At 43.1% G+C, this 22,680-nt stretch carries 26 protein-coding genes; 14 read left to right on the top strand and 12 right to left on the bottom strand.

The annotated features are described in order from the left end of the window. Window positions 1-179 precede the first annotated feature (179 nt). The 6 genes from ANME2D_RS17850 (at window position 180) to ANME2D_RS18975 (ending at window position 6,016) form a co-directional block, all read left to right on the top strand. Window positions 180-509: a hypothetical protein gene (locus tag ANME2D_RS17850; protein WP_157833954.1), complete on the top strand. Its 330-nt coding sequence runs from the start codon at window positions 180-182 to the stop codon at window positions 507-509. An 86-nt stretch (window positions 510-595) separates the two neighbouring features. Then, the gene (locus ANME2D_RS03945) at window positions 596-1,543 is read left to right on the top strand and encodes an ADP-ribosylglycohydrolase family protein (protein WP_048089314.1); all 948 of its coding nucleotides are present in this window, start codon (window positions 596-598) and stop codon (window positions 1,541-1,543) included. 56 nt (window positions 1,544-1,599) lie between these two features. Continuing rightward, a complete protein-coding gene (gene cobD / locus ANME2D_RS03940) occupies window positions 1,600-2,976 on the top strand; it encodes a threonine-phosphate decarboxylase CobD (RefSeq protein ID WP_048089313.1) in 1,377 nt (458 codons plus the stop codon). After that, window positions 2,973-3,896, top strand: coding sequence for a cobalamin biosynthesis protein (locus ANME2D_RS03935; RefSeq protein ID WP_048089312.1), 924 nt, complete (start codon window positions 2,973-2,975; stop codon window positions 3,894-3,896). The genes cobD and ANME2D_RS03935 overlap by 4 nt, the downstream gene beginning before the upstream one ends. 154 nt (window positions 3,897-4,050) lie before the next feature. Next, on the top strand, window positions 4,051-4,575 hold the full coding sequence (locus ANME2D_RS03930) for a hypothetical protein (protein WP_048089311.1): 525 nt from the start codon (window positions 4,051-4,053) through the stop codon (window positions 4,573-4,575). A gap of 580 nt (window positions 4,576-5,155) precedes the next feature. Further along, window positions 5,156-6,016 (top strand): UbiA family prenyltransferase, encoded by an 861-nt coding sequence (locus tag ANME2D_RS18975; protein WP_394295691.1) that lies wholly within the window; start codon window positions 5,156-5,158, stop codon window positions 6,014-6,016. Here the strand turns inward: ANME2D_RS18975 and ANME2D_RS03920 are convergent. Next, complete coding sequence (locus tag ANME2D_RS03920) at window positions 6,002-6,901, bottom strand: helix-turn-helix transcriptional regulator (RefSeq protein WP_052368553.1); 900 nt, start codon at window positions 6,899-6,901, stop codon at window positions 6,002-6,004. The genes ANME2D_RS18975 and ANME2D_RS03920 overlap by 15 nt on opposite strands. A 166-nt stretch (window positions 6,902-7,067) precedes the next feature. Here ANME2D_RS03920 and ANME2D_RS03915 point away from each other — a divergent pair, with 166 nt between their 5' ends. The 5 genes from ANME2D_RS03915 (at window position 7,068) to ANME2D_RS03895 (ending at window position 10,261) form a co-directional block, all read left to right on the top strand. After that, window positions 7,068-7,457 carry a response regulator transcription factor gene (locus ANME2D_RS03915; RefSeq protein ID WP_157833952.1) on the top strand — a complete coding sequence of 130 codons (390 nt, stop codon included), beginning with the start codon at window positions 7,068-7,070 and terminating at the stop codon, window positions 7,455-7,457. After that, complete coding sequence (locus ANME2D_RS03910) at window positions 7,438-8,157, top strand: 2,5-diamino-6-(ribosylamino)-4(3H)-pyrimidinone 5'-phosphate reductase (protein ID WP_048089310.1); 720 nt, start codon at window positions 7,438-7,440, stop codon at window positions 8,155-8,157. The genes ANME2D_RS03915 and ANME2D_RS03910 overlap by 20 nt, the downstream gene beginning before the upstream one ends. Window positions 8,158-8,249: 92 nt before the next feature. Continuing rightward, window positions 8,250-8,708 carry a 30S ribosomal protein S15 gene (locus ANME2D_RS03905; protein WP_048089309.1) on the top strand — a complete coding sequence of 153 codons (459 nt, stop codon included), beginning with the start codon at window positions 8,250-8,252 and terminating at the stop codon, window positions 8,706-8,708. 6 nt (window positions 8,709-8,714) lie between these two features. Beyond that, on the top strand, window positions 8,715-10,031 hold the full coding sequence (locus tag ANME2D_RS03900; protein ID WP_048089308.1) for a single-stranded-DNA-specific exonuclease RecJ: 1,317 nt from the start codon (window positions 8,715-8,717) through the stop codon (window positions 10,029-10,031). Next, a complete protein-coding gene (locus ANME2D_RS03895; protein ID WP_048089307.1) occupies window positions 10,028-10,261 on the top strand; it encodes a KEOPS complex subunit Pcc1 in 234 nt (77 codons plus the stop codon). The genes ANME2D_RS03900 and ANME2D_RS03895 overlap by 4 nt, the downstream gene beginning before the upstream one ends. On the opposite strand, the gene ANME2D_RS03890 is transcribed toward ANME2D_RS03895, so the two are convergent. The 8 genes from ANME2D_RS03890 to ANME2D_RS03855 form a co-directional block, all read right to left on the bottom strand. Continuing rightward, window positions 10,248-11,234 (bottom strand): MBL fold metallo-hydrolase, encoded by a 987-nt coding sequence (locus ANME2D_RS03890; RefSeq protein ID WP_048089306.1) that lies wholly within the window; start codon window positions 11,232-11,234, stop codon window positions 10,248-10,250. The two genes, ANME2D_RS03895 and ANME2D_RS03890, sit on opposite strands and share 14 nt — an antisense overlap. Before the next feature lie 10 nt (window positions 11,235-11,244). Continuing rightward, window positions 11,245-11,619, bottom strand: coding sequence for a thioredoxin (trxA, locus tag ANME2D_RS03885; protein WP_320408801.1), 375 nt, complete (start codon window positions 11,617-11,619; stop codon window positions 11,245-11,247). Between the two features lie 89 nt (window positions 11,620-11,708). Next, entirely contained in the window at window positions 11,709-12,365 is a 657-nt protein-coding gene (locus ANME2D_RS03880) for an acetate--CoA ligase family protein (protein ID WP_048089304.1), read from the bottom strand. Then, window positions 12,362-13,759 carry an acetate--CoA ligase family protein gene (locus ANME2D_RS03875; protein ID WP_052368551.1) on the bottom strand — a complete coding sequence of 466 codons (1,398 nt, stop codon included), beginning with the start codon at window positions 13,757-13,759 and terminating at the stop codon, window positions 12,362-12,364. Before ANME2D_RS03875 ends, ANME2D_RS03880 begins: the two co-directional genes overlap by 4 nt. Beyond that, on the bottom strand, window positions 13,750-14,859 hold the full coding sequence (locus ANME2D_RS03870) for a Glu/Leu/Phe/Val family dehydrogenase (RefSeq protein WP_048089302.1): 1,110 nt from the start codon (window positions 14,857-14,859) through the stop codon (window positions 13,750-13,752). The genes ANME2D_RS03875 and ANME2D_RS03870 overlap by 10 nt, the downstream gene beginning before the upstream one ends. Window positions 14,860-14,918: 59 nt before the next feature. After that, window positions 14,919-15,338, bottom strand: coding sequence for a GNAT family N-acetyltransferase (locus tag ANME2D_RS03865; RefSeq protein WP_048089301.1), 420 nt, complete (start codon window positions 15,336-15,338; stop codon window positions 14,919-14,921). A 7-nt stretch (window positions 15,339-15,345) separates the two neighbouring features. Continuing rightward, a complete protein-coding gene (locus ANME2D_RS03860) occupies window positions 15,346-16,446 on the bottom strand; it encodes an SPFH domain-containing protein (protein WP_048089300.1) in 1,101 nt (366 codons plus the stop codon). Window positions 16,447-16,449: 3 nt separating this feature from the next. Next, on the bottom strand, window positions 16,450-16,887 hold the full coding sequence (locus tag ANME2D_RS03855) for an NfeD family protein (protein ID WP_048089299.1): 438 nt from the start codon (window positions 16,885-16,887) through the stop codon (window positions 16,450-16,452). 58 nt (window positions 16,888-16,945) lie between these two features. On the opposite strand from ANME2D_RS03855, the gene ANME2D_RS03850 reads away from it, so the two are divergent. Next, a complete protein-coding gene (locus ANME2D_RS03850) occupies window positions 16,946-18,133 on the top strand; it encodes an HD domain-containing protein (protein WP_048089298.1) in 1,188 nt (395 codons plus the stop codon). On the opposite strand, the gene ANME2D_RS03845 is transcribed toward ANME2D_RS03850, so the two are convergent. Genes ANME2D_RS03845 through hisH form a run of 3 tightly spaced genes read right to left on the bottom strand, consistent with a single transcriptional unit; the run spans window position 18,114 to window position 20,854 of the window. Further along, window positions 18,114-18,872, bottom strand: a complete 759-nt coding sequence (locus ANME2D_RS03845; RefSeq protein ID WP_048089297.1) for a coenzyme F420-0:L-glutamate ligase — start codon at window positions 18,870-18,872, stop codon at window positions 18,114-18,116. The genes ANME2D_RS03850 and ANME2D_RS03845 overlap by 20 nt on opposite strands. Window positions 18,873-18,930: 58 nt before the next feature. Continuing rightward, window positions 18,931-20,253, bottom strand: coding sequence for an AIR synthase-related protein (locus ANME2D_RS03840; protein ID WP_048089296.1), 1,323 nt, complete (start codon window positions 20,251-20,253; stop codon window positions 18,931-18,933). Further along, entirely contained in the window at window positions 20,243-20,854 is a 612-nt protein-coding gene (gene hisH, locus ANME2D_RS03835) for an imidazole glycerol phosphate synthase subunit HisH (RefSeq protein ID WP_048089295.1), read from the bottom strand. The genes ANME2D_RS03840 and hisH overlap by 11 nt, the downstream gene beginning before the upstream one ends. Window positions 20,855-21,034: 180 nt before the next feature. Between hisH and ANME2D_RS03830 the strand changes: the two genes are divergently transcribed. Together ANME2D_RS03830 and ANME2D_RS03825 are read left to right on the top strand one after the other, a co-directional pair. Continuing rightward, window positions 21,035-21,640 carry a C39 family peptidase gene (locus tag ANME2D_RS03830; RefSeq protein WP_048089294.1) on the top strand — a complete coding sequence of 202 codons (606 nt, stop codon included), beginning with the start codon at window positions 21,035-21,037 and terminating at the stop codon, window positions 21,638-21,640. Beyond that, window positions 21,603-22,574: a hypothetical protein gene (locus tag ANME2D_RS03825; RefSeq protein WP_048089293.1), complete on the top strand. Its 972-nt coding sequence runs from the start codon at window positions 21,603-21,605 to the stop codon at window positions 22,572-22,574. Before ANME2D_RS03830 ends, ANME2D_RS03825 begins: the two co-directional genes overlap by 38 nt. Window positions 22,575-22,680 lie beyond the last annotated feature (106 nt).

Here is a 22,680-nt window from a genome sequence, read left to right as displayed (position 1 = left end):
AAATTAATTTTTAATAACTATAAAAATATAGTAAGTTATATATGGTATGGGGCAAGATTCTTAATTAACGGCATTAATAGATGAACTCCAAGACGTCTCTCGGGAATAGAGAGGCCCTATGACCGGGTTCAAAATGCCGTGTAAAATTTTATAAACAACATAAAAAGGGGGTGAAAATAGTGAGAAAAATCCTAATACTGACATTAATGGTATCTACTGTGCTGGGAATGACAGTACCTACAGTGATGGCCGATGTTGGTACGAAAGGCGGTGGTGACGGTGATATAAAAATAACTTCACACCATCCGTCGCACAAAGGTGGTAAACCACATGGGCTGCCACCCGGGCAGATAGGTAAGCCACAAGGGCCAAAACCTGGACACAAGAGTGGTGGTGCAAGTATAAGTTCCCACAAGCCGTCGCATAACCCACCTGGGAAATTCCCGCCTGGAAATCCAAAGCCACCTGGGAAATTCCCGCCTGGAAATCCAAAGAAAAAGGTACCATAAAACATAAGGTACCATCTGGATAAAAATAAAGCAAAGGTTTAGAGGAAGGTTTATCTTCCTCTGCTCTTTTTTATTGAAAGCACAACATGAGACCGATTGAGGAATTAAGAGGTAAATACACAGGCTGTATGCTCGGCGCTGCTATCGGTGATGCACTTGGAAAGCAGAATGAGGGGTTGAGCAGGGGTGATATCCTCAAGCCGGGATATATTACAGACTACGGTAAGGCTCAGGTGGGATGTCCGGGTTATAAACTTAAAAGAGGTCAATACACAGATGATACAGAGCAGATGATCGTCCTGGCACAATCCCTGATCGAATGCAACGGGTTTGATGTACTGGATTTCTCTGGCAGGATAGCACAATGGGGTGCTGATGCTTTAGCTGATACGGTGAAGAAATTCCTTATCGGGCCTTCAAGCTCTATTGCTATATTCCGATTAAATTCAGGAGTGAGCTGGAGGGATTCAGGAAGCGATATCCCCACATGCGGCTCGGCCATGAGAGTAGCACCGATCGGGCTTTTTTATAACAGCCTGGATGAAGTCGAATCAAATGCCGCTCTCTCATCAATCCCGACGCATAACAGTAAAGCTGCAATCGCAGGCGCAGTGGCTGTAGCGATCGGGGTAAGGTGCGCACTTCTTGATATGTCATGTTATGATCTCATAAAAGAGACCTGCTCAAGAGCATCTAAATATGATACCGGTCTTGCAAAAAAGATTGAATTCTCATTCGACAAAAGGGATAGTGAGCCGGATGAAGTATTTGCTGAACTGGGAACATCATACCTGGTATATGAGACAGTTCCATGCGCCTTTTACTGTTTTTCAAGACATTTTGAGAATCCAGAAAGAGCAGTAATCGAGGCAGTAAATGCAGGCGGAGATACCGACTCTATTGCATGCATAACAGGTGCGCTGTGTGGGGCGCTTTGCGGTATCAGCTCGTTTCCAGAGAGATGGATTAACGGGCTTGAGAATAAGGATATGATTGAGCGTCTTGCTGAGGTGATCCTCAAGACAGCAACTTAATATTGCATTCCAACAAAACAGGGCATGTGTTATATAACAGAGTAAGAAAAACTGTCATGGAACTTACCCCCTGTATTCACGGCGCAAGAGTATCAGAAAGTGCAGAAACCTCAGGCAAAAGTATTGATGAACTGCTCGACTTCAGCGTCAATCTTAACCCGCTTGGGCCTCCAGAGCTAAATAAAATTCTTTCAGATGCATATAGAACTATTAACAATTATCCTGACAATAGGTATCCGGGCTTTAAGAAAGCAGCAGCAAAGTCTCTTGGTGCTGCGCCTGAGAACATAGTCCCGGGAAACGGCTCATCAGAACTGATCCGCCTGTTTGCTGAGGCTGTTATTGAGCCAGGGGATAAAGTGGTTATCCCCTCTCCCACGTTCAGTGAATATGAATTCCAGTGCAGGCTGTTCGGGGCAGGGATCGATCATGTGGATTACAGCGATATAACAAATATCGAACCTGATAATTATAAGGCTGTCTTTCTCTGCAATCCAAACAACCCGACAGGCAATCTCATAAGACGAGATGAAGTGGTGCAGCTTGCTCAAAGATGCAGCAGATCAGGTGCTTTCTTATTCGTAGATGAGGCGTTTATTGAGCTATCAGATCCAGAAGAGAGTATCACCAGGCTTGCAGCATTGGATGATTTTGTTATCGTATTACGCTCACTTACAAAAATGTATGCCGTACCTGGACTCAGGATCGGTTTTGCAGTGGCTTCTCCTGATTTTGCAAAGCTCCTTGAGAGCATCCGCCTTCCCTGGAACCTTAACTCCATCGGTCTTGCGGTCGGGGAGCATCTTCTTGGATGTAGCCAGGATTATATCGAGAGATCACTTGAGCTGATCAGAAAAGAGCGGGAGTGGCTGATCTCAAGGCTCAGTGCAGTACGCGGTTTTAAGCTATATCCAAGTGATACTAACTTTATTCTTATTGATGCCAGGGATTTCTTGATGAATTCCACTGAATTAGCCAATAGAATGTTAAGGCAAGGCATCATTATCCGTGACTGCACCTCTTTTGCTCTTGAAAATCATATAAGGGTGGCTGTAAGGAAAAGAAGTGAGAACCAGAGGTTAATCAGGGCATTCACCAATGTCATATCAGAATGGGGCAGTGAACTTGCGGAAAAAGAGATCGGTATGGCTTTAGAGAGAGGGGCTGCTGCAAGAAGCAGGCTGAATTGCGAGTATTATCCCTGCCATTTTGAGGGGCAGGACTGTACCTTCTGTTTCTGTCCGTTCTACCCGTGTGAGAATAAAAAAACAGGCGGGGAATTTGTGCAGAGATCCACAGGCGGGATCGTGTGGAGCTGTGCCAGATGCAATCTTATCCATAAGGGCGAGATCGCAGATAGAGTGCTAAAAGAATTGATGAGAGGCAGGAAGATAAAAGAAGTATGGGAGATTGTAATAGAGCCTGATCTATGATTAGTATGGATTTCTGGATGCAGGTTTTACTCCTCGCAGTGCTGTTTGATATCGTATTCGGTGAGCCGCATGCGTCGATCCATCCTGTCGTATGGATGGGAAAACTGGTGAATCTGCTTGTACGCCGTGCGCCTGTGCATCATAGAAGGCTGTATGGATTGTTTATGGTGATCTTTTGCATCGGAATAGCCGTGCTCGTCGGACTGGTAATAACCTCAGCGGGAACAGGACTTATGGGTCTGATCGTTGCAGCCTTTTTTTTAAAATCCAGTTTTTCCATACGCATGCTTCTGGCATCGGCTCTTGTGATAAAAAGAGACCTTGATGAGGGAAGGATTGAGAAAGTAAGAGGCGATCTTAAGACCTTTGTGGGCAGGGATACATCGGATCTTAATGAACACCAGTCCGCTTCAGCGGTCATAGAATCAACTGCTGAGAGCTTTGTTGATGGAATTCTCTCACCACTATTCTATTTTCTCTTATTCGGTCTTCCAGGTGCGCTTGCCTGCCGCATGATCAATACGCTTGATTCCATGGTTGGTTACAAAAAAGAACCTTTTATTGATCTTGGTTATGCCTCTGCGCGGCTCGATGACCTGGCGAACTGGCTGCCTTCGAGGTTATCCCTGGTGTTTATCTTCATTGCATCCGTTTTCTTCGGAAAACCTCTTGATGCTATCAGAACCTGCATCCGCGATCATAATAAGACCGCATCGCCCAATTCAGGCTGGCCTATGTCAGCAGTCTCAGGCGCACTCAGGGTAAGGCTTGAGAAGATGGGCTATCATGTATTGGGGGATGGATATAGTAATCCAGAGCCTTTTCAGATTAAAAGGGCGGTTAATATCGTGGGTTTCTCATCGTTTCTGGTGATTGCAGGAGTGTATGTTGCAGGGAAGGTGCCGTTAGTCTGGTTTTGAGACTTAGCTTCTGTTAAGGATAGAAGGTTACTTGATTTACATATTTTAATTCAGGCGCAAGTGTAAGTTATGAATTAGACCATTAAGTTTATATTATGAACTCTCGTAAAAAGAAAGGAAACTCTCAGTGGGTATAATGGGAGGTAATAATATTATGAATAGAAAAATATCGGTAATATTGTTGATAACAATAGTATCTTTGATAGGGGTTCCACAGGCTCAGGCAAACAAAATTATTTTAAATGATTTTACAACACTTTATAATGCCTCAGATACGAAGCTAAATACATGCAAAACATGCATGGCTTCTACCACTCCCCCAGTAAGCTGGAATAAATATGGTTTAGATCTGAGAAGCAATACTGCCTTTAATCGTAGTAATTCAATTCAAGCTATGAAAAATATTGAGCCTTTAGATTCCGATGGAGACAAATTTATAAACATTGATGAAATCCATAATTCTACTTTCCCAGGCGACGAAAGTGATTTTCCAATAATATCAACGTCATCAGTAACACCATCTTCCACAGTTACACCTATTCAAACTCAAATACAAACTCCAACAATCACTCCAATAGAAACAGAACCAAAATCAACCAATACAATTATGAATGGTTTTTTTACGCTTGTTATGTTTGCATTTGTGTATTTCTCCGCTATTAGAAAGAGAAAGGAGTAGGAGCATTATGTATTTCAGAAGGTATATATTATGAAAGGCTCCTATCGTCTTCAATCACGAACCTCTAACTTTATGCTGATGCCTGTAGATAGTGTTTTTTCATAATGCTGACGCAGTTTCATGTACCTTGCTGAACCGGCTTATCCGTTCATTCCGCGTATGCTCGGATGCACGCCTTGCCAGACCGCTCCTGAATCTCTGATGTATGCACACAACCCCTATCGCTTTGCAATCTCGGCGTGAGTGCATGAGGTTTTCTATCGCCTATTGTTATTGTACCCTATGTAATGCTGCGAAAGACCTTTGCAGCTCAGGGGTAGTTCTTGGTATAAATTTCGCCCCTGAGCTTCTCAATAAGAAAGGAGTTAATAAGTGTAACGTTTAGAGGTTTACTTTACATTTCAGAAAAGTTTATATACACTAGGAATGAAAGACTTGGTAAAAAGTCTGTACCGAGTAGGGATAGAGATGGTTTACAAAAACAAACTTTTTCATAATTAAAAATGTAAATATTGCAGTAAAAACGACAATCAATGCAATAGCACATGAAAATCATATCAGGCTCCAAGAGCTATCATTTGTGTTATCGAAGTTATACTTATTATTCGATAAGCTCCTATTGTTCCTGATATCAACATCGCTTTTTTTAGCAATAAGTGGCTCTTTTAAGGTAATCTTCTCAGGTTTGTTATCAAAAACGTTTATAATAGATACGGCAATACTAACTTTTTTAGTAATATTTAGCACATACGGATTAAATAAATTAACAGATTTAAAAGAAGATACAGTCAATAATCCTGAAAGGGTAGGCACTATTAAAAAATTAGGGCATATCTTCAAATTTTCAGTAGCTCTCTCTTTTATACTTGCTTTAATATTAGGGTTTTTAGTAAATATTCTTATACTCCCTGTTCTTCTTTTTCCTTTATTTTCTGGTATCCTGTATAGCATCAGGCTCTCCAAAAATCTTCCTAGATTAAAAGATATTACAGGTGTAAAAAATATAATTATAGCTCTCACATGGGCAGTTTCCTCGACTTTATTACCAATAATTTATTCTTCCGGAAGAATAGATATATATACCTTATTAATATTTTATTTCTTTTTTTTCAAAAGTTATATAAACTCTATTTTATTTGATGCCTGTGATATTGAGGGCGATAGCATGCATGGGATGAGAACAATACCTATACTTTTAGGAAAAAGCAAAACAAAGAAACTTCTACTCATCTTAAATTCAACCTTCATCCCCTGGCTCATTTTATCCTATTATGTAGGCATTTTCCATCGATACGTCTTTATTCTAGCCTTTAGTATTACCTACGGATACTGGTACATCCTACATTTTTACAAAGAAGGAATAAAGAGAAGCAGATCACTGGATTTGCTTGTGGACGGTGAGTGGATACCTATTATAATTTTAGTATTAATATTTGTTTAGAGGATAATTTTTTTCAATGTTTTTTGTGAGGGTATTAACTGGCTCTAGTAGATCTTTAAATGCATCAAGTTCTAACGGTGTCGCTTTTTCCCTGTAGTATTCAAATAGTTCAACGCCCCAATGGACTGCTCTTTCACTTGTGCTGATCAAATCATATTTAACATCATATACTCCGTTGGTTGTAAATAATCCAAGTGAAATAAAACCGTTCGTAGCAGTAAAAGCTACTTTTAAATCCTCATCAGTTATTAATATATCCAAACAGTGGTTACTAATTGAATTCTTAAGATTTCTCCAACCTACAGCTTCGATCAATTTCTTTAAAACAGCATTTGTCAATATAACCTTAACATAAATATTTTTATTAACTAATTCTTTAAATGCAGATGGATAATCAGGAGAAAATATAGGAGAAACCCCTTTGACCCATTTTGCCTTCTTGATAAAATTAATATAAGAGCTATGTGTTTTAACGATGTCCAATGGATCTATTTGTATTAATTTAGAATCCTTTAACCATCCTATCTTCTCAAGCAGATAGTCTGGAATGCCTGTAAGATCATGCTCAATCCAGAATCTCCTATGCTCTTTCAAAACCTCAGCTGCATCGCTAAAATCCAGCAGTTTCAGGGCTATAATTCTGCCGATACTTGTGAGCAAATAATTTCTATTCTTATCTTGAAAAACAAGAGTGTTCTTTTGGAGCTCTCTCAATGCGTGTATAGCTGTTGATGAGCTTATCTGTAATTCACTTCGCAAATTGCTTAGCGATTTTCCCCCATCATACAGGCTGACAAGGATATTTCTTCTCAGATCAGAGCAGATAGCAATGCGAAGGGTGGCAAGCATATCCTCATCCTTCCTTATTTTATTGTGCATTTTCATAGTCTCTCCCACTTATTTATGATTATCGACTTACTTATATCTTGTATATATAGTTAAATCACTAAATTATTGCTCAATTTAGGCAATATTGCTGAAAATGAATAGCTTTATTAAGATTGAGGCGTAGAATATATTTGGATATAATAGAAATGAAGGGGTTTGACAATTGACTAAAATAATGCTAGTGGACGATGATGAGAATATCAGGTTCATTGTAAGGATGATATTGGAAATGGAAGGATACAGTGTTGTTGAGGCAGGAAGTGGAGAGGAGTGTCTTGAGAAGTTTAATACTGTGCGACCGGATTTAATACTTCTCGATATAACCATGGCTGGTATTAACGGCTGGGAGGTATGCAGGCAGATAAAGGAAAGGAAGTCAGCGATTCCTGCGGTATTAATGTTATCGGCACGAAATGGCGAAGAGGATATTAAAAGAAGTCTGGAATATGCGCACGCAGACGCACATATAAAAAAGCCCTTCGATACGAAAGAGCTATTAGACATGGTTAAAATATTATTGCAAAAAGAAAGCCATGCCAGACACCCAAAATAACACTAACAAACCAGCAAGACCCTTCGTATTCATCAACGCTGCCATGAGCGCGGACGGGAAAATAGCAACAATAGAGCGAAAGCAGACAAGGATCTCAGGCAGTCTTGATTTTGACCGCATGGATGAACTCAGGGCGACCTCTGATGCGATCATGGTAGGCATAGGCACCATGCTCTCAGACAACCCGAGCCTTACTGTAAAATCAAAAGAGCGCAGGGAAAAGCGACTGGCAAGCGGACTTCCTCCGAACCCTGTCAGGATCGTGGTTGACAGCCTGGCAAGAACCCCCGTTGATGCAGATATCTTCAAAAAAGGCGAAGGCAGGAGAATAGTAGCAGTCTCTGAGAGCGCGCCGCAGGAAAAGGCAGCGCATCTTGCGAAGTATGCTGAGATCATCACCACGGGTGAAGAAAGCGTGGATCTTGAAGAACTCCTTATCGAATTAAAGAACCGCGGAATCAATCGCCTGATGGTAGAGGGTGGGGCAACATTGAACTGGGGACTTATATCAGAAGGGCTTGTGGATGAGATCTATACCTTTATCGGGAATATCATAATAGGAGGCAGGAGTGCGCCGACACTGGTGGATGGGAATGGGTGTATCAGCGAATTCTGCAGGCTCAGGCTCATTTCATGTGAAAAATTAGAGGATGGGATCATTATCAAATGGAGAGTCTCTCCATCATCACAAGCTATTTAATATACATGCTCCATTAAGATTTGCCTTCGCTTTTATAGAATAAGAATCAAATTTAAATATAAATAAAATAATGATTATTGGAGGAAATTTAATTGGCAAGAATGCACACACGCAGAAAAGGACAGTCAGGCTCAAAGAAGCCTTATCGGGCAGAGCCGCCCGGCTGGTCAAATACAAATAAAGAAGAGATTGAGACATTAATACTCCAGCTCGCAAACCAGGAAAAATCAACAAGCGAGATTGGTATGATCTTAAGAGACCGCCATGGTGTTCCCGATGTCACCCTTGTGACCGGTAAGAAGATACTAACAACACTGAAGGAGAAGAATGCGGCTCCAAAGATACCTGAGGACATCCGCAACCTGATGTCAAAAGCCCTTGAGCTAAAGAAACATCTTGACAGGAACCCGAAGGACGTACATAACAAGCGATCTTTTAATAACATGGAATCAAAGATAAGGCGGCTTGGAAAATATTATAGACGTGAGGGCGTACTTCCTGCAGATTGGAAATACTCTATACAGAGAGCAGAGATGCTTATCTCAAGATAAGTCACGATGACTGATAGGGATAATAGCCTTGTTGAACTTGAGGCTTTGAGTAAGCAGGTAGCTGGTGCCATAATAGAGCACGATGCAGTTCGACTCATATCTCATAATGATGCGGATGGATTATCTGCTGCCGGGATCATGTGCAATGCTCTGTACAGACGGCAGATACTCTTCCATGCCACAATTGTAGGCCAGTTCGACCAGTCAACTATTGAATTGATTGAGAGGACATCTCAGGACACGGTCATTCTTTGCGATATGGGCAGCGGTCAATCAGAACTGACTTCAAAGCTAAAGGATGCCATAGTCATAGACCATCATAAACCGACAGGGAAATTAGAACACGCTCATTTTAATCCACATCTTGTGGGGATCGATGGTTCATCTGAACTGTGCGCTTCATGCTGCACTTATATGGTGGCCAGACAGATGGGTGATAATACAGATCTTGCCGGACTGGCGCTTGTCGGGGCGATAGGTGATAAACAGCCTATGAAGGGCGGAAATAGATTCATTCTTGATGAGGCTCTGGAAAATAAGGTAGTATCTATCAGAAAAGGGCTCAGGGTAGGGGATTACACTGTTGAGGAACTGCTTGAATACAACACTGATCCTTACCTTGATATCACGGGTGATAGAGATAAGATCAAAGCGCTCGTCGATTCAATGGGAATAAAAGGCAGATTAAGAGACCTGAGTGAAGAAGATCTGATAAGATTTATATCTGTAATTGCCCTGAAACTGGCAAAGCAGGGAAGCTTACCAGCAATCGACCCTTTAATTGGCGATATTTACACCCTGAATAGTGAGGTTGTACCTGATATCTATGATTTTGTAAGTGTACTGAACGCCTGCGGAAAGGTTGAAAAAGCAGGTCTTGGTCTTGCTGTTTGTATGCGGGATGATTCAGTTGTTGATGAGGCACTATTAACTGCCCGGGAGTATCAGCGTACTTTAATTGAGATATTAAAGAGTGCACAAACGCAGGTTAAATCAAAACAGAATATCAGGTATATCATTATGGATGATTCAAGGGGGGCTGGTATAGTTGCAGGAACCATGATCCGCTACCTCTATCCCGACAAACCGTTCATTACACTGAACGTGGTAGAGGATAAGATTAAAGTTTCAGCCAGGGGTACAAGAAAATTAGTAACGGCCGGGCTTGACCTTGCAGATGCGATGCGTGAGGCATCAGCACAGGTAGGGGGTATGGGCGGTGGCCATAATGTCGCCTCAGGCGCGACGATTCCGAAGGGAAAGGCAGTTGAATTTATAGATATTGTGGATTCCATAATTGGAAAACAGTTAAAAGGAACATGAAGATAAGAGGAAGATTGGTTTTTAAAGGTGAAAAAGCCAATGAGATGATCGATATTATTGCCCTATCACTGGCGCCTGATAATCTATCCGAGATCAAGACCATCACTGATAAGAACTCTGCCACAGTCACATTTACAGCAGATAAGATCGGTACGGTACTCTCCTCGGTTGATGATTACCTTATGAATGCAAAGATAGCAAGCGATATGTTAAAACTTAAATCTCGATGACATTATTTATCTGCTCAAGCGCCAGCGCATACATTCCTGTCTTATTTAAGTACTCCGCGAGTTTAAGAGGCCGGTTGCCACCTGGATGATAGGTAATGACAGCTTCGGGTGAGCACTGATGCGCCATATCAATAAGGCCCCCCACATCCATATGGTCGCTGATATTGATTATGGGGAACCTGTAATCCCGCCTGCCTGTTAATATGAATCTCCTTGCAGCCTTGAGCCCTGGAATTTGTGCAGGTGTCGCGATTCGAATACCGCAATCGCTCTCCAGACCAGCAAGGGAACCTGCATTCTCCATTAATCCTGAGGTCAATGCAAGCGATACAGGATCCATCCCTATCTCTCCGGAATAACCCGATTCCCGAAGGAGGCTCACTGCACGCTGGGCTTTCCCGAACGAGTAAGCCCCAAAAATAGTATTTTTCTCTAATGATCCCTCGACTGCTTCCCTGAAGGCATCGATATCGTCCTTAAAATGGCAGTTAGGATCAGCCGGGTCCCCGTAGTTTGCCTCTGTAATCAGGATATCGCACCCGGGCAGGTCTTTTGCATCTTTTACATCTCCTGTGACCAGAATTCTTGTCCCCACCTCGTTTTGCCAGCAAAAAGCCGTAGATCCAATCGTATGATGGGTCGGGTACGTCTTTACATCAACACCGCAGATGTCAATTGTGTCCCCGACCTTAAAAGTCCTGCCTGCATACTTCTTGCCATAGAGAATCTCAAGGGCACGTGCTGTCTCTTCTGAGCATACAGCTTTTTCCGAGAGCATGGCAGATCTGCCGTGATGATCCGAGTGTGCATGGGTTATCAGATAGGCATCAGGCTGCTGTGAGCGTGAATTAGTAGTATCTACAGCAAAAGCAAGCCTTCTGCCTGCTTTAAAGATCAGCGATACATGAGGTTTGAACCCCCTACCTGTCCTGTGCCTGATAGGCAGTACACCAAGATCAAATAAAGGTTTCAATTAGATCCCTTTATTTTAAAGCTGCGTTTAGATCTGCTTCCAGTGTCTTTGCATTGGTTACGCCTACGTACCGCTTGAACACGGCTCCATCCTTTTCAAGGATCAATGTAGGTACAGCATGAATAGTATATTTAGCTGCAAGATCATAATTCGTATCAACATCCACTTTCCTGAACTCTACCTTATCCCCGAATTTCTTCTTCATTTCATCGATGATAGGGTCCTGCATCTTGCAGGGCCCGCACCATTCTGCAAAAAAATCCATTAGAACAACCTTACTCATCTCTTTTCCTCCTCGGATAGCAGATTCCGCATGATTTGCATTTCTCTTTAACGCGCTTTTCTGTCTCATTTTTATTGCATCTTCCCTCTGGCATGTACTCACCTGCTATCTCACCTAAGTAGAATGTTATAGTTTAAAATAGTTGCCTTAGTTTAAAATAGTTACCTTTATGCCCAGGGCGATTGGGAATATTATGAGGATAACATCTCCACCATCGCCCTTGCATCTACAGCCACGGCACTCTCATTTACGATCAACGGATTTATATCAAGCTCAATTATATTCTCTTTCTCAGCCATATCCGAGACCGAGACCAACACATCAACGATTGAATCTATATTAGCAGGTTTTCTTCCGCGAATGCCTCTGAGTACGGGATAACCTTTAATCTCTGATATCATATCAAGCGCGTCTTTTCTATCAATAGGAGTAACCCTGAACGAAACATCCCTGTAAACTTCAACGAATATACCACCAAGCCCGAACATCAGGGCATGACCGAACTGAGCATCCTTCTTAAGCCCGACAATAACCTCATGGCCTGGCGGTGCCATCTGCTGCACAAGGATACCCTCGATGCTTGCATCCGGAGCTGCTCTATTGATATGCGATATGATCTTATTGTAGGTTGTTCTAACTTCCTCTCTTTCTACGTTCAGAATCACGCCGCCCACATCGCTCTTGTGCGGGATATCGGGTGAGGAGATCTTCATTGCTACAGGAGTTCCTATATGTAAGGCAATATCAAGAGCCTCATCAGCACTTTTTGCAATGCTCTCTTTTGTCACAGGTATCCCGTATCTTGCAAGTAGTTTTTTTGTCTCATATTCGGTGAGTATAGTATTCATGCGCACCTCTGTGCAGGTACATCATCTCCTATCTTTACTCTTTCAAGGAATTCCCTGTGTTTGATAAGCGCTGCGAGTGCCCTCACTGCCCTCTCAGGAACCGAATAGTTGGGCAGGCAGCCGCTTTTTAGTATATTTATACCTTCCTCTGTACCCGCTCCCCCCATCCAGCATGCAATAATTGGTTTGTGGTTTCTCTGTTTCATCTCAAGTACGGCATCAGCAGGAGGCCTGGCGTTCGTCATTGGGGAGTGCACATAAATAACGATGAGCGCATCCACATTCTGATCAATAAGGAGTGCATTTATCATTTCCCTGTAGAGCTTATAGGAAACAGTTCCTGCTGTATCTATTGGATTTGAACTTGATGCATATTCAGGTAGTATATCTTTTATCTTTTTTCTTGTTTCTTCGGTAAAATCAACGATATTGATACCCTGCCTCTCACATTCATCTGATGCCACAATAGATGCTCCGCCGCCATTTGAGAGGATAGCAACATTGTTTCTTCTCGGGAGGGGCTGGCATGAGAACGCAAGTGCAGCATCGAACACCTCCTCGATAGTATCAACACGCAGTACCCCGGCCTGCCTGAATGCTGCTGAATAGATCTCATCAGAGCCTGCTATTGAGCCCGTATGAGAAAAAACAGCTCTTGCCCCTTTTTTTGATCTGCCTGTCTTGAGGACGATTACAGGTTTTTTTATGCGGCGGGCAGCTTGAATAAAATCCCTTCCCCGTTTTAACCCCTCTACATACATTGCTATTACACCGGTTGATGGGTCGTTATTCAGGTACTCTATTAGATCCGTATCATCGATATCAGCCTTGTTGCCTATGCTGATCACCTTACACAGCCCGAGTCCCATGTCTATAGTCCAGTCTGCAAGAGCAAGGCCAAGAGTACCGCTTTGCGTTATGAAGGATATTGAACCCGGACTTGGAAGCCTTCCTATAATGCTTGCATTTAAATCCACTGATTTATTGATGATTCCCAGGGTGTTAGGCCCGATCATGCGCATTCCGTACTTTCTTACTATAGATACAAGCTTTTTCTCAAGCTCTGCTCCAGCACTTCCTGTCTCGCTAAACCCTGCGCTAATCATAACAAGACCTTTTACTCCTTTTTCTCCGCACTCCTCCACCACAGGCAGCACAGATGAAGCAGGTACTGTTACCACTGCCATCTCTACATCATAAGGGATATCGAGGATAGATGAGTATGTTGTCAGGCCCTGTATATTCGCCTCCTTTGGGTTCACAGGATAAACAGGTCCCCTAAAACCGCTCAGTATATTTTTTAGTATCCGCCCTCCCCATTTCATCTCATTGCTCGATGCACCGATTACGGCTATGGATTCTGGCTCGAATATTGAAGAGAGCATCACATCCATTCCCGGTATTTCATGGCACGAAGCACTTTTTGCTTTGCAATGTCTACTGCTGTTTCTCTGGGATATCTTTTTTCAGTATACACCTTATCCAGTATCTCTTTTGTGCTCCTTGTAATGGTGCTCTTAATCCTGTCAAATGCCTGCATATCAGTTCCTCCATGGTATTCAACAGATGCCGTAATCACTCCACCTGCATTAGCCACAAAATCCGGGATAACCAGGATTCCTCTGTCGTGAAGCATCTTCTCTGCATCTTCAGTAATAGGTATGTTCGCCCCTTCAATTATTAATTTCGCATCCACTACATCCGCATTGGCTTCAGTTATCACATCAGGCCGTGCGGCAGGAATGAAAATATCAGTACTTATTATAATCAGATCAGTAGTTTTCAGGACTTCACCATCTTTATAATTTATCACAGAGCCGGTAGTATCTTTGACCCTTATCAGCTCCTCAATGTTCAGACCTGCGGGGTTATATATCGTACCTTTTGAATCACTCGCAGCTATGAGTATAACACCCCTCTGTGCAAGAAAACGGGCAGCAGGCTTTCCTACGTTCCCAAACCCTTCTATGGTCATGCGCGCTCCGTTCAGGTCAAGAGAGATATAGTCCTTTGCCACGTCCGCACATACCGCTACACCGTATGCTGTGGCTCCGATCTCATCAAGCGGAATTCCACCGAGCTCCAGTGGAAGGCCAACTGCACGCGAAGTCTCATCATAGATGTACGCCATGGAGCTCTCATCGGTACCCATATCAGGTCCAGGGATGTATTCTTGCAGGTTTTTTATTCCCCTGGCAAAAGTCCTTACAACCTGTTCCTTATGTACGGTTTTTGGATCGGCTATAATCCCGGATTTTCCACCGCCGTGAGGAAGTCCGGCCATGGCATTCTTGTACGTCATCGCACGGGCAAGTCTTCTAACCTCGTTAGTGGTCACATCCTGGGCCATTCTCACTCCGCCGATAGCAGGTCCTGCTGCCACGTTATCGATAACTACGATAGCCTTCATTCTTGTTCTTGGCTCATACAAGTAAACGATCTTCTCAGGGCCGATCTCATCTGTGTTCTTGAATACTTCCTCTGTAATGTCCATTATCTCTCCTCACATGAATGCTTAGTTTTGTCTGGTTGGTAAATTAATATTGCGGTGACTTAGATCTTCATAATTATTTGTTTGCATATATTGAACTTATCGCACTCAGAGCAATCCTTCCATGTGACTTTTTTCTCCTCATTTACAAGTCTGTGGAACCCTTTTTTCTCAAAAAAACCAGGTGATGTTGTTCGAAGATATACTGTACCTGTTAAATCAGCAGCACGATTTAATATAGAATCAACCAGTCTTGAACCTATACCCTTATTGCGATAACCTGGCAGTACTGCAATCGACCGCAGCTCCACAACATCACCTATATCCAGGCAGGCGCATCCAGCAATCCTTTTATCAAGGACAGCCACTATGAACTCAGGCAGGTTTTTTTCTACACTCTCGGTATCCAGATAATAAAAAGAGAGGAGCTTTTTTATATCCTTTATATCGTAAGGTGTAGCTCCTCTTATCTCAATATCCATCCGTGTGTTAGATATCCTCCTTCTTCTTTCCTGCTGATTCAGTACTTTTTATTTTTTCAGCAAGTCTTAAGCTCTCTTCAGTCTCGCGTACCATCTCCTTCTCTATGGTCTCCAATTCACTTCTCAATTCCTCTGGCTTTGGTATTTTTCCAAGCACATCCTCTGCTTTACCAACGATCCTCTCAGTATCCGTTGTTTCACCGATCTCGGGTATTTTCTCAGATGCTCCAAGGTATTTTGCAGCCTGATCAATCATCTTTGATATCTCCATAGGGAAGATTATCTTTGTGGACTGGCCCTCTGCAACCTTTTTCATCATATCCATTGTAAGAACGGTCATAGCCTTCTTATCCAGAGGCACAGAACCCACCGACAGGATGCGAAGTCCCTGCGCTTCACCCTGGGCTCTCAGTATCTGGGAGAGCCTGTCACCTTCGGCCTCCAGTATCTTTGATTGGCGCACACCTTCTGCATTCAATATCCTTGATTGCTTGGAACCCTCAGCCTCAAGAATGGCGGCTTTTTTCTGCCCATCTGCAATCAGTATCGCTGCTCTTCTCTTCCTCTCAGCCGAGGTCTGCTCCTCCATTGCCGTTTTTACAGAGCCGACCGGTTCAACTTCCCTGATCTCCACAGCCTCGACCTTGACGCCCCATGCATCGGTTGCCTTATCAAGAATGTCGCGAAGCTTTGTATTAATGAAATCACGGTTATAGAGAATCTCATCAAGCTCCATATCACCAACAACACTTCTAAGCGTTGTCTGTGCCAGCGAGACCGTGGCGACGTGATAGTTTACAACCTCAAAATACGCTTTCTCAGGGTCAATGACCCTTATATACACAATCGCATCAACATTGGTTGGCGAGTTATCCTTGGTGATAACCTCCTGCCGCGGAACATCCAGGACCTGTGTTCTAAGATCCAGCTTAACAACATCGCTTATCAGAGGATATACCCAGTTAAAACCTGGATCCAATCGTTTTTTATACTGCCCGAGAGCTATCCATAATCCCTGCTCATAGGGCTGTATGATCGTAACTCCTGAAACAAACAGGATCAATATTGCAACTGCGATAAATATTGCAAGTAACAGCTCAGCTACCATTTTTTAAAACTCCTTTACTTTTAGGTGAACTCCTTCCGAACGTATAACTACTATCTTCTTTCCTGCCTCTATAACGCTATCACCTGTGGCGCTCCATATCTGATTACCTACCCTAACCTTGCCAGAGATAGCATCAGGCCTGATGGTATCAACGACGATCCCCTCTTTGCCTGCAAGGATATCCATGCTGGTAGAAAGCGGTCTGTGTCCTGGTGCGATTCTTCTGTAGAAAATGATAGTTATAATACTGGAAATCAATGCCGTTATAACGACGATCACCGGGGCCCATTCCTGCGCATACTCAGGGATCAGGAGGACTATAGCACCAAGGACTATAAGTATAGTCCCGGGTACGGCCACAAAAAAACCGGGCTGTGATGCCTCAATGATGAGAAGCACAAGGCCCACGATAATCATCAGCCAGCCGATATCTATTTCCATTGTGCTTAAGATAACTCTTTATAGTATATATTTGTTTACGTATTTATGAAGTGAAAACATGAAAGTCATACGCGATCCAATACACGGTTATATCGAGCTTGATGGACTTGCCCTCTCTTTGATAGACACACCGCAAGTCCAGAGACTCAGGAGGATAAAGCAACTGGGCTTCTCAAACCTTGTTTATCCCGGGGCAAACCATACACGGTTTGAGCATTCGCTGGGCGTCTATCACCTTGCAGGGCATATGGTTAAACAGGCAGATGAGCACCAGCGCAAGGAACTCCTGGCTGCTGCATTACTCCATGATATAGGGCACGGCCCGTTCTCCCATGCAACAGAGCAGATCATTGAACGATATACAAGGAAGGGCCATGACGATGTTGAGGATTTGTTAAAAAAAGGGGTTATCTCTGATGTGCTCAGGGAGCACTCTCTATCACCATCATCTATTGCCAGGCATATAAGAGGTGAAACTTCCTATGGCCCGGTTATCAACAGCGAGATAGATGTGGACAGGATGGATTACCTTGTACGCGATGCCCATTACACAGGAGTGGCTTTCGGTCTTATCGACCATGTGAGGCTGATCCACGAACTGACACTCAATGAGAATAAGCTTGTCTTGAATATAGGAGGACTGCAGGCTGCTGAGTCTCTGCTTGTTTCACGGTTCCTGATGCATCCCACTGTTTATTTCCACCATGTCAGCAGGATTGCCGAGTCCATGTGCATACATGCAGCAGAATACATGATAGAGAATGAAGGGCTAAATCCACGATCATTCCAGAGGATGGATGATATCACTTTCATGATTGAGATGAGAAATTCTCGGGGTTATGCAGCCGAGATCGGAAAGCGGCTTGATGAGAGGCGGCTGTTCAAAAGAGCGCTCTATACAGGTTTTGAGTCCCTGAGTATGGATGTATTAAAGCTCAGTAACAACACTAGGAGAGTTGAGAATGAGATCGCCGAAAGTGCAGGCATTTCACCTGAGTACGTGATTGTCGATATCCCTGATAAGCCCCAGATAATTGAAATGAAAGCCCGTGTTTTGATAAACGGCAAGATGATACCTGTTGATAGGGCATCAAGTCTTGTTACAGCCCTTGAAAAAGCCCAGCTTGATAACTGGCGCCTGGGAGTGTTCACGCCTGCAGAACACAGGGAAAAAGTGGGCGGTATTGCAAGGGACTTCTTTGGAGTGGAGAAAGATACAAGACAGTTTAAACTGACCGAGATATGAGCGCCCGGCGTATTACATCCTCTTTCCCGGGCCTGTACAGTTCTTTTATGCTGCAGGGCTCATTATAGAGGTTTAATCCGCGGATGATTATGATCGGTGTTCCCCCGTCCCCTTCACCCATCAGGATGTTTGCAAATCCCGCAATCTCATCCACGATCGCCTCATTTTTCACTTCAAGAACCCTGCCAAAAAGATCCTTTGTCCCCCGCCAGTCTTTTGTAGATCTTATTCCTGCAATACCGATAGCAGCACCTGTCTGACCTATTCTGAATGCCCTGCCGTTGGTGTCTGTGATAATAACGCTCACTTTTTTTCCTGTAAGCTCGAATATGGAATCCTTTATTCTTTTGGCGCTCTCATCAGGGGCCTCTGGCAATAGAAGGATATTATCTATACCATCGACATTGGAGCGGTCAATCCCTGCATTCACACAGATACTGCCGTTTTTTGTGTGCACAAGAAGGAAAGGCGATTCAATTAATATCTCACTGCTTTCGTTCAGTACAGCCTGCACGAATCTGGGGTCATTACCGTTTTTCTTTGCGATTATTCTGGCTCTCCCGGTTACACTCACATCATTCAGCGAAAGAATCCTGCTTTCGGATTTTGATACAACAGTTGAAGAGATAGCAATGATGTCATGATTCTCAAGCTTTGCTCTCTCAGTTATAAGGCGCCCGATATCATCACCTGGTCCGATCAGGGGGATATTCTCAACAGTAAATGCAATAGCTTTCAATAGGATTCCTCAACCCCTTAAAACCGTGGGTGTGATAATAATGTTTTCTGGAGTTAGATCACAGTTGACTTGATCTTAATCTCTGGATTATCCGTTTCTTTTTCTCTACTGCAAGATTAGCTGCTCTATCCACAGCTTTTTTCATCTCATCAAAGTTTTGTGGAGTTCTCTCGCCCACAAGCTTCTTGATTGGCGTATAAGCAGATTCACGGAACCTGGGCGTAAAGTCATGGTTTTTCCCATTGATGATCAGTTCAGCCCCTTTTCCCTCTTTTACTTCTCCAACAGTATCCACAGCCACGCCCCTATTACGTACACACCTGATGATCTCCCCTGCATATTCAGGCGGCGCGATCACTAAAAGGGCATCCAGCGAGACTCCAAGGTAATCGATCTCAAGACGATTTAGCATAGCAAGCACTTTTTCATTCACAAGTGAGCGCATCTTCTCTTCCTCAAAAATCAGCTTAACTCCTGCTGTCCTTGATATCTCCTTTGCGTCTCCGCGCACCCCGCCGTTTGTTACATCGGTCATTGCATGGATGTTCTCAATTAAACCAGCCTCTAACAGAGCCTCGCATGCATCAATGAATTTCAGGTTTATCGTCTCATCCACGATATCGTGCATGCCGTAATAAAGCGCGGTGGTTGAGACCGTTCCCCCGCCTGCACCTTCTGTCATCAGTATAACATCCCCTGGCTCTGCCTGTATGCGTGCTGTGAGTGCATCTGTCACGCCTACAGCTCCTACGCCACCTGTCATCCTCTCTCCAATCACCATATCCCCTCCGATCCGAAGCGTGCTACCAGTTACAAGAGGTATGCCTGTCAGATCTGATACTGTCGTTATGCCTGCTATATGATCGAATATCCTTGCCACGTCCCCATCATCTGCAACATGGATATCTGATAACAAAGCAACAGGACGTGCGCCCATGACATACACATCGCGCAGGGCAGCGCGGGCGACATGAAAACCAGCAAGGAATGGGAAATCCGATAACCGTGAATGCATACCATCGATAGTGACCACAAGGTACTGCCCGCCTGCCCTGACCACACCAGAATCATCAAGATGGGATGAATCCACAACAGCAGAGGTTCTACCGATTACCTCTGCAATCTTCTCATGGGTATAAAAATCGCCGACGCCGCGCGAGCCGACGCCGAACGCTCCCATTGTTACACCAGAGTTTATTGGAAGCAGTACATCGCCTTTAAGATCCATGGTAGCTCTTGCTTCCACGATAACCGCACTGGCTATCTCAAGGGCATGCTTTTGCGAGATATTCTTTATCTCAAGTATCCTTTCAGCTAACTTCTCCTTGAGATTGCTATCGTTTCTGAGAATACCGCGTCTGGCATAGCCTTCAATGTCCATAACTCTCCACAAAATTCAAAAGCATCTTCAGTCCCACAGCTCCGCTTTTCTCAGGATGGAACTGAGTGCCTGCAACATTCCCCGCTTCATTGGTGATGACCGCAGGGAACCTGATCCCATAATCGCATAGTGCAGCTCCATACTCAGCATCGGTACTGATATGGTAGGAGTGCACAAAATATACGAATGAGCCGTTATCTATGCCTTTTAACAGGGGGATGTTCTTTTTAATGATGAGCGAGTTCCAGCCCATGTGAGGAACCTTTAATTCAGACGCCGGGAACCGTATCACTCTACCGGGGATTATATCAATGCCCCTGTGCAGTCCTCCTTCCTCGCTCTGTGAAGCCAGCATCTGCATCCCGAGGCATATCCCAAGAAGTGGTTTGCCCTCATCTACTGCATCTTTAACCACGCGCTCAAGAGTGGCAAAATGCATCATAGCATCGCGAAAAGCCCCAACGCCAGGCAGTACCAGGGCATCAGCGCAGTCGATTACGGATATATCCTTTGAGATCTCAACATCCGCACCTACGTATTCAAGTGCTTTTTCTATGCTGCGAAGGTTTCCAAGACCGTAGTCGATGATTACGATTTTCATCTGGCACTAATTAGCTCTTTAAATACTTAAACCCTCAAGTATAAACTGTTATTCAACAGGCTCATATTTAGAACATTATATATATGCTAATTGACATAATACAATAATCTAATTGTGGTGCCCTTATGCTATCAGAATCTGAAATATCTCGGTTTTATCCTTAAGTTCAAAGGAGATTCGATGAGACGAAAAATATTGGACCCCATGAATAACCAAATTGAGGTTCTTAAAGTACCATGGTATCCACAGCAAGACATTGAATGGATGTGTGTAGTAAACTCGATAAAAATGTGTCTGGAATATATGAAAAATACCTATGATAATCGGATTATAAGAAATATTGTGCCCAACAAGAGCATCGACGAGATTATGAAAGTCACTAACACAAGAAGGTTTACAGGGACAGTCGTCGATTCGCATCTCACCAAAAGCCTGAACTCGAACATCGAAGGGATTATATTCTCATTAGAAGAAGGTGTTAATATGCATAAACTCAGCTCCAAACTCGAAAAGGGGATTCCAAGCATTGTTTTATACAACTGTCAATTTTTAACTTATGGAATTCGCGGTGCCGGGCATGCAGGAGTTATAATAGGTGCTACATACAATGATATTATAATCAATAATCCCTGGCTAGGCTCAGAGTATTTCATACCTCATGAAGTTTTTGAGCCGGCATGGGAGTTAGAGTATAATCAAGCAATACTCCTTGAGCCAAATCCTCAATTAAAATTAGGAAGTGAGGTAAATGATTCAAAACCAACTGGTAGATCTACCTGTAGATGAAAGAAGCGCTGAGAAAATCGCTTACAACTGGATTAGAAGTACGATTGGAAATATACCGCATGTTGGAACTCCTGTTAAAAAGGATGATATATGGAGCGTGCCCATTCATGTCAATTACCCGAGAATATTTAAAGACATAGCTACAGAAAGACCACAGAAGCTCAGGTTCATGAGTTTCAAGAATATCGGGGAAGTCAAAATAGATGCTATTAAAGGTCTGATTGTAGATAAACCAACCTTCTATCAGGTTCAACATAAGATCAGTGAGAATCTTACCCTTGTCCAGAAAACCGTGCAAAAGGCTCTTGTGAAAGTTGGAGCAAATTATTTTGCAGAACTTCCTTTTCCTTCGCATATGCATACACCGCTGCTAGATGTTTTATCCTGGCTTCTGGTTAATGACAAAATAGATATATCAGTTGATTTTGAGCAAATAAATGAAGAAGAGCGAAAAAGGTATCAACAAAATATAGACATTTTAATAAAGTATGGATTAGTTGAAGCAGAAGGAAAAATAATTACTCCAGGGAATTATTTGATTGAAATAGAATCCAAAGGAAAAAATTATCATGAAAAATTGTCAAAGGCTCTTTCATTCTTTTTTGAGAAAGGCTATGAAGAAATAGAAAGCATCTATCAAGTGATTGGTCCATATCTTACACTATCCAGCATCTGCTATGAACGATCTTTCGAATACGGTGGTGTTCTACCCCAAAATTATTCCGAGATTGAGTCTGTTTTTATGGAGACCTACAGAACCGAGATAAAAAGGATTAAACTTCCCAGATACTTAGTTCAACTGGAAGCTGTGAATATACTTGAAAGTAAAACCATAGGCGGAACAGTTTCCTGGTCAGCGAATGAAAATTTATTCAACAAAATGTGCTCTGAAAGGGAAGTTCTTGAACCTATTGCAGGCTTGATTGAGGGATAAAGAAATACAGGCTTCTGATTATGATAAATTCAGAGAGATCATAAAACCTTAATTTGACAGTTTAAAAATCTTAGTTGTCGAGAAAGTCTACTATTTTAGCAGGAAA

This window comes from Candidatus Methanoperedens nitratireducens (assembly GCF_000685155.1).
Taxonomy (GTDB): domain Archaea; phylum Halobacteriota; class Methanosarcinia; order Methanosarcinales; family Methanoperedenaceae; genus Methanoperedens; species Methanoperedens nitratireducens.
Note: the sequence above shows the minus strand (reverse complement) of the source record. Positions and strands in the feature narration are given on the sequence as shown.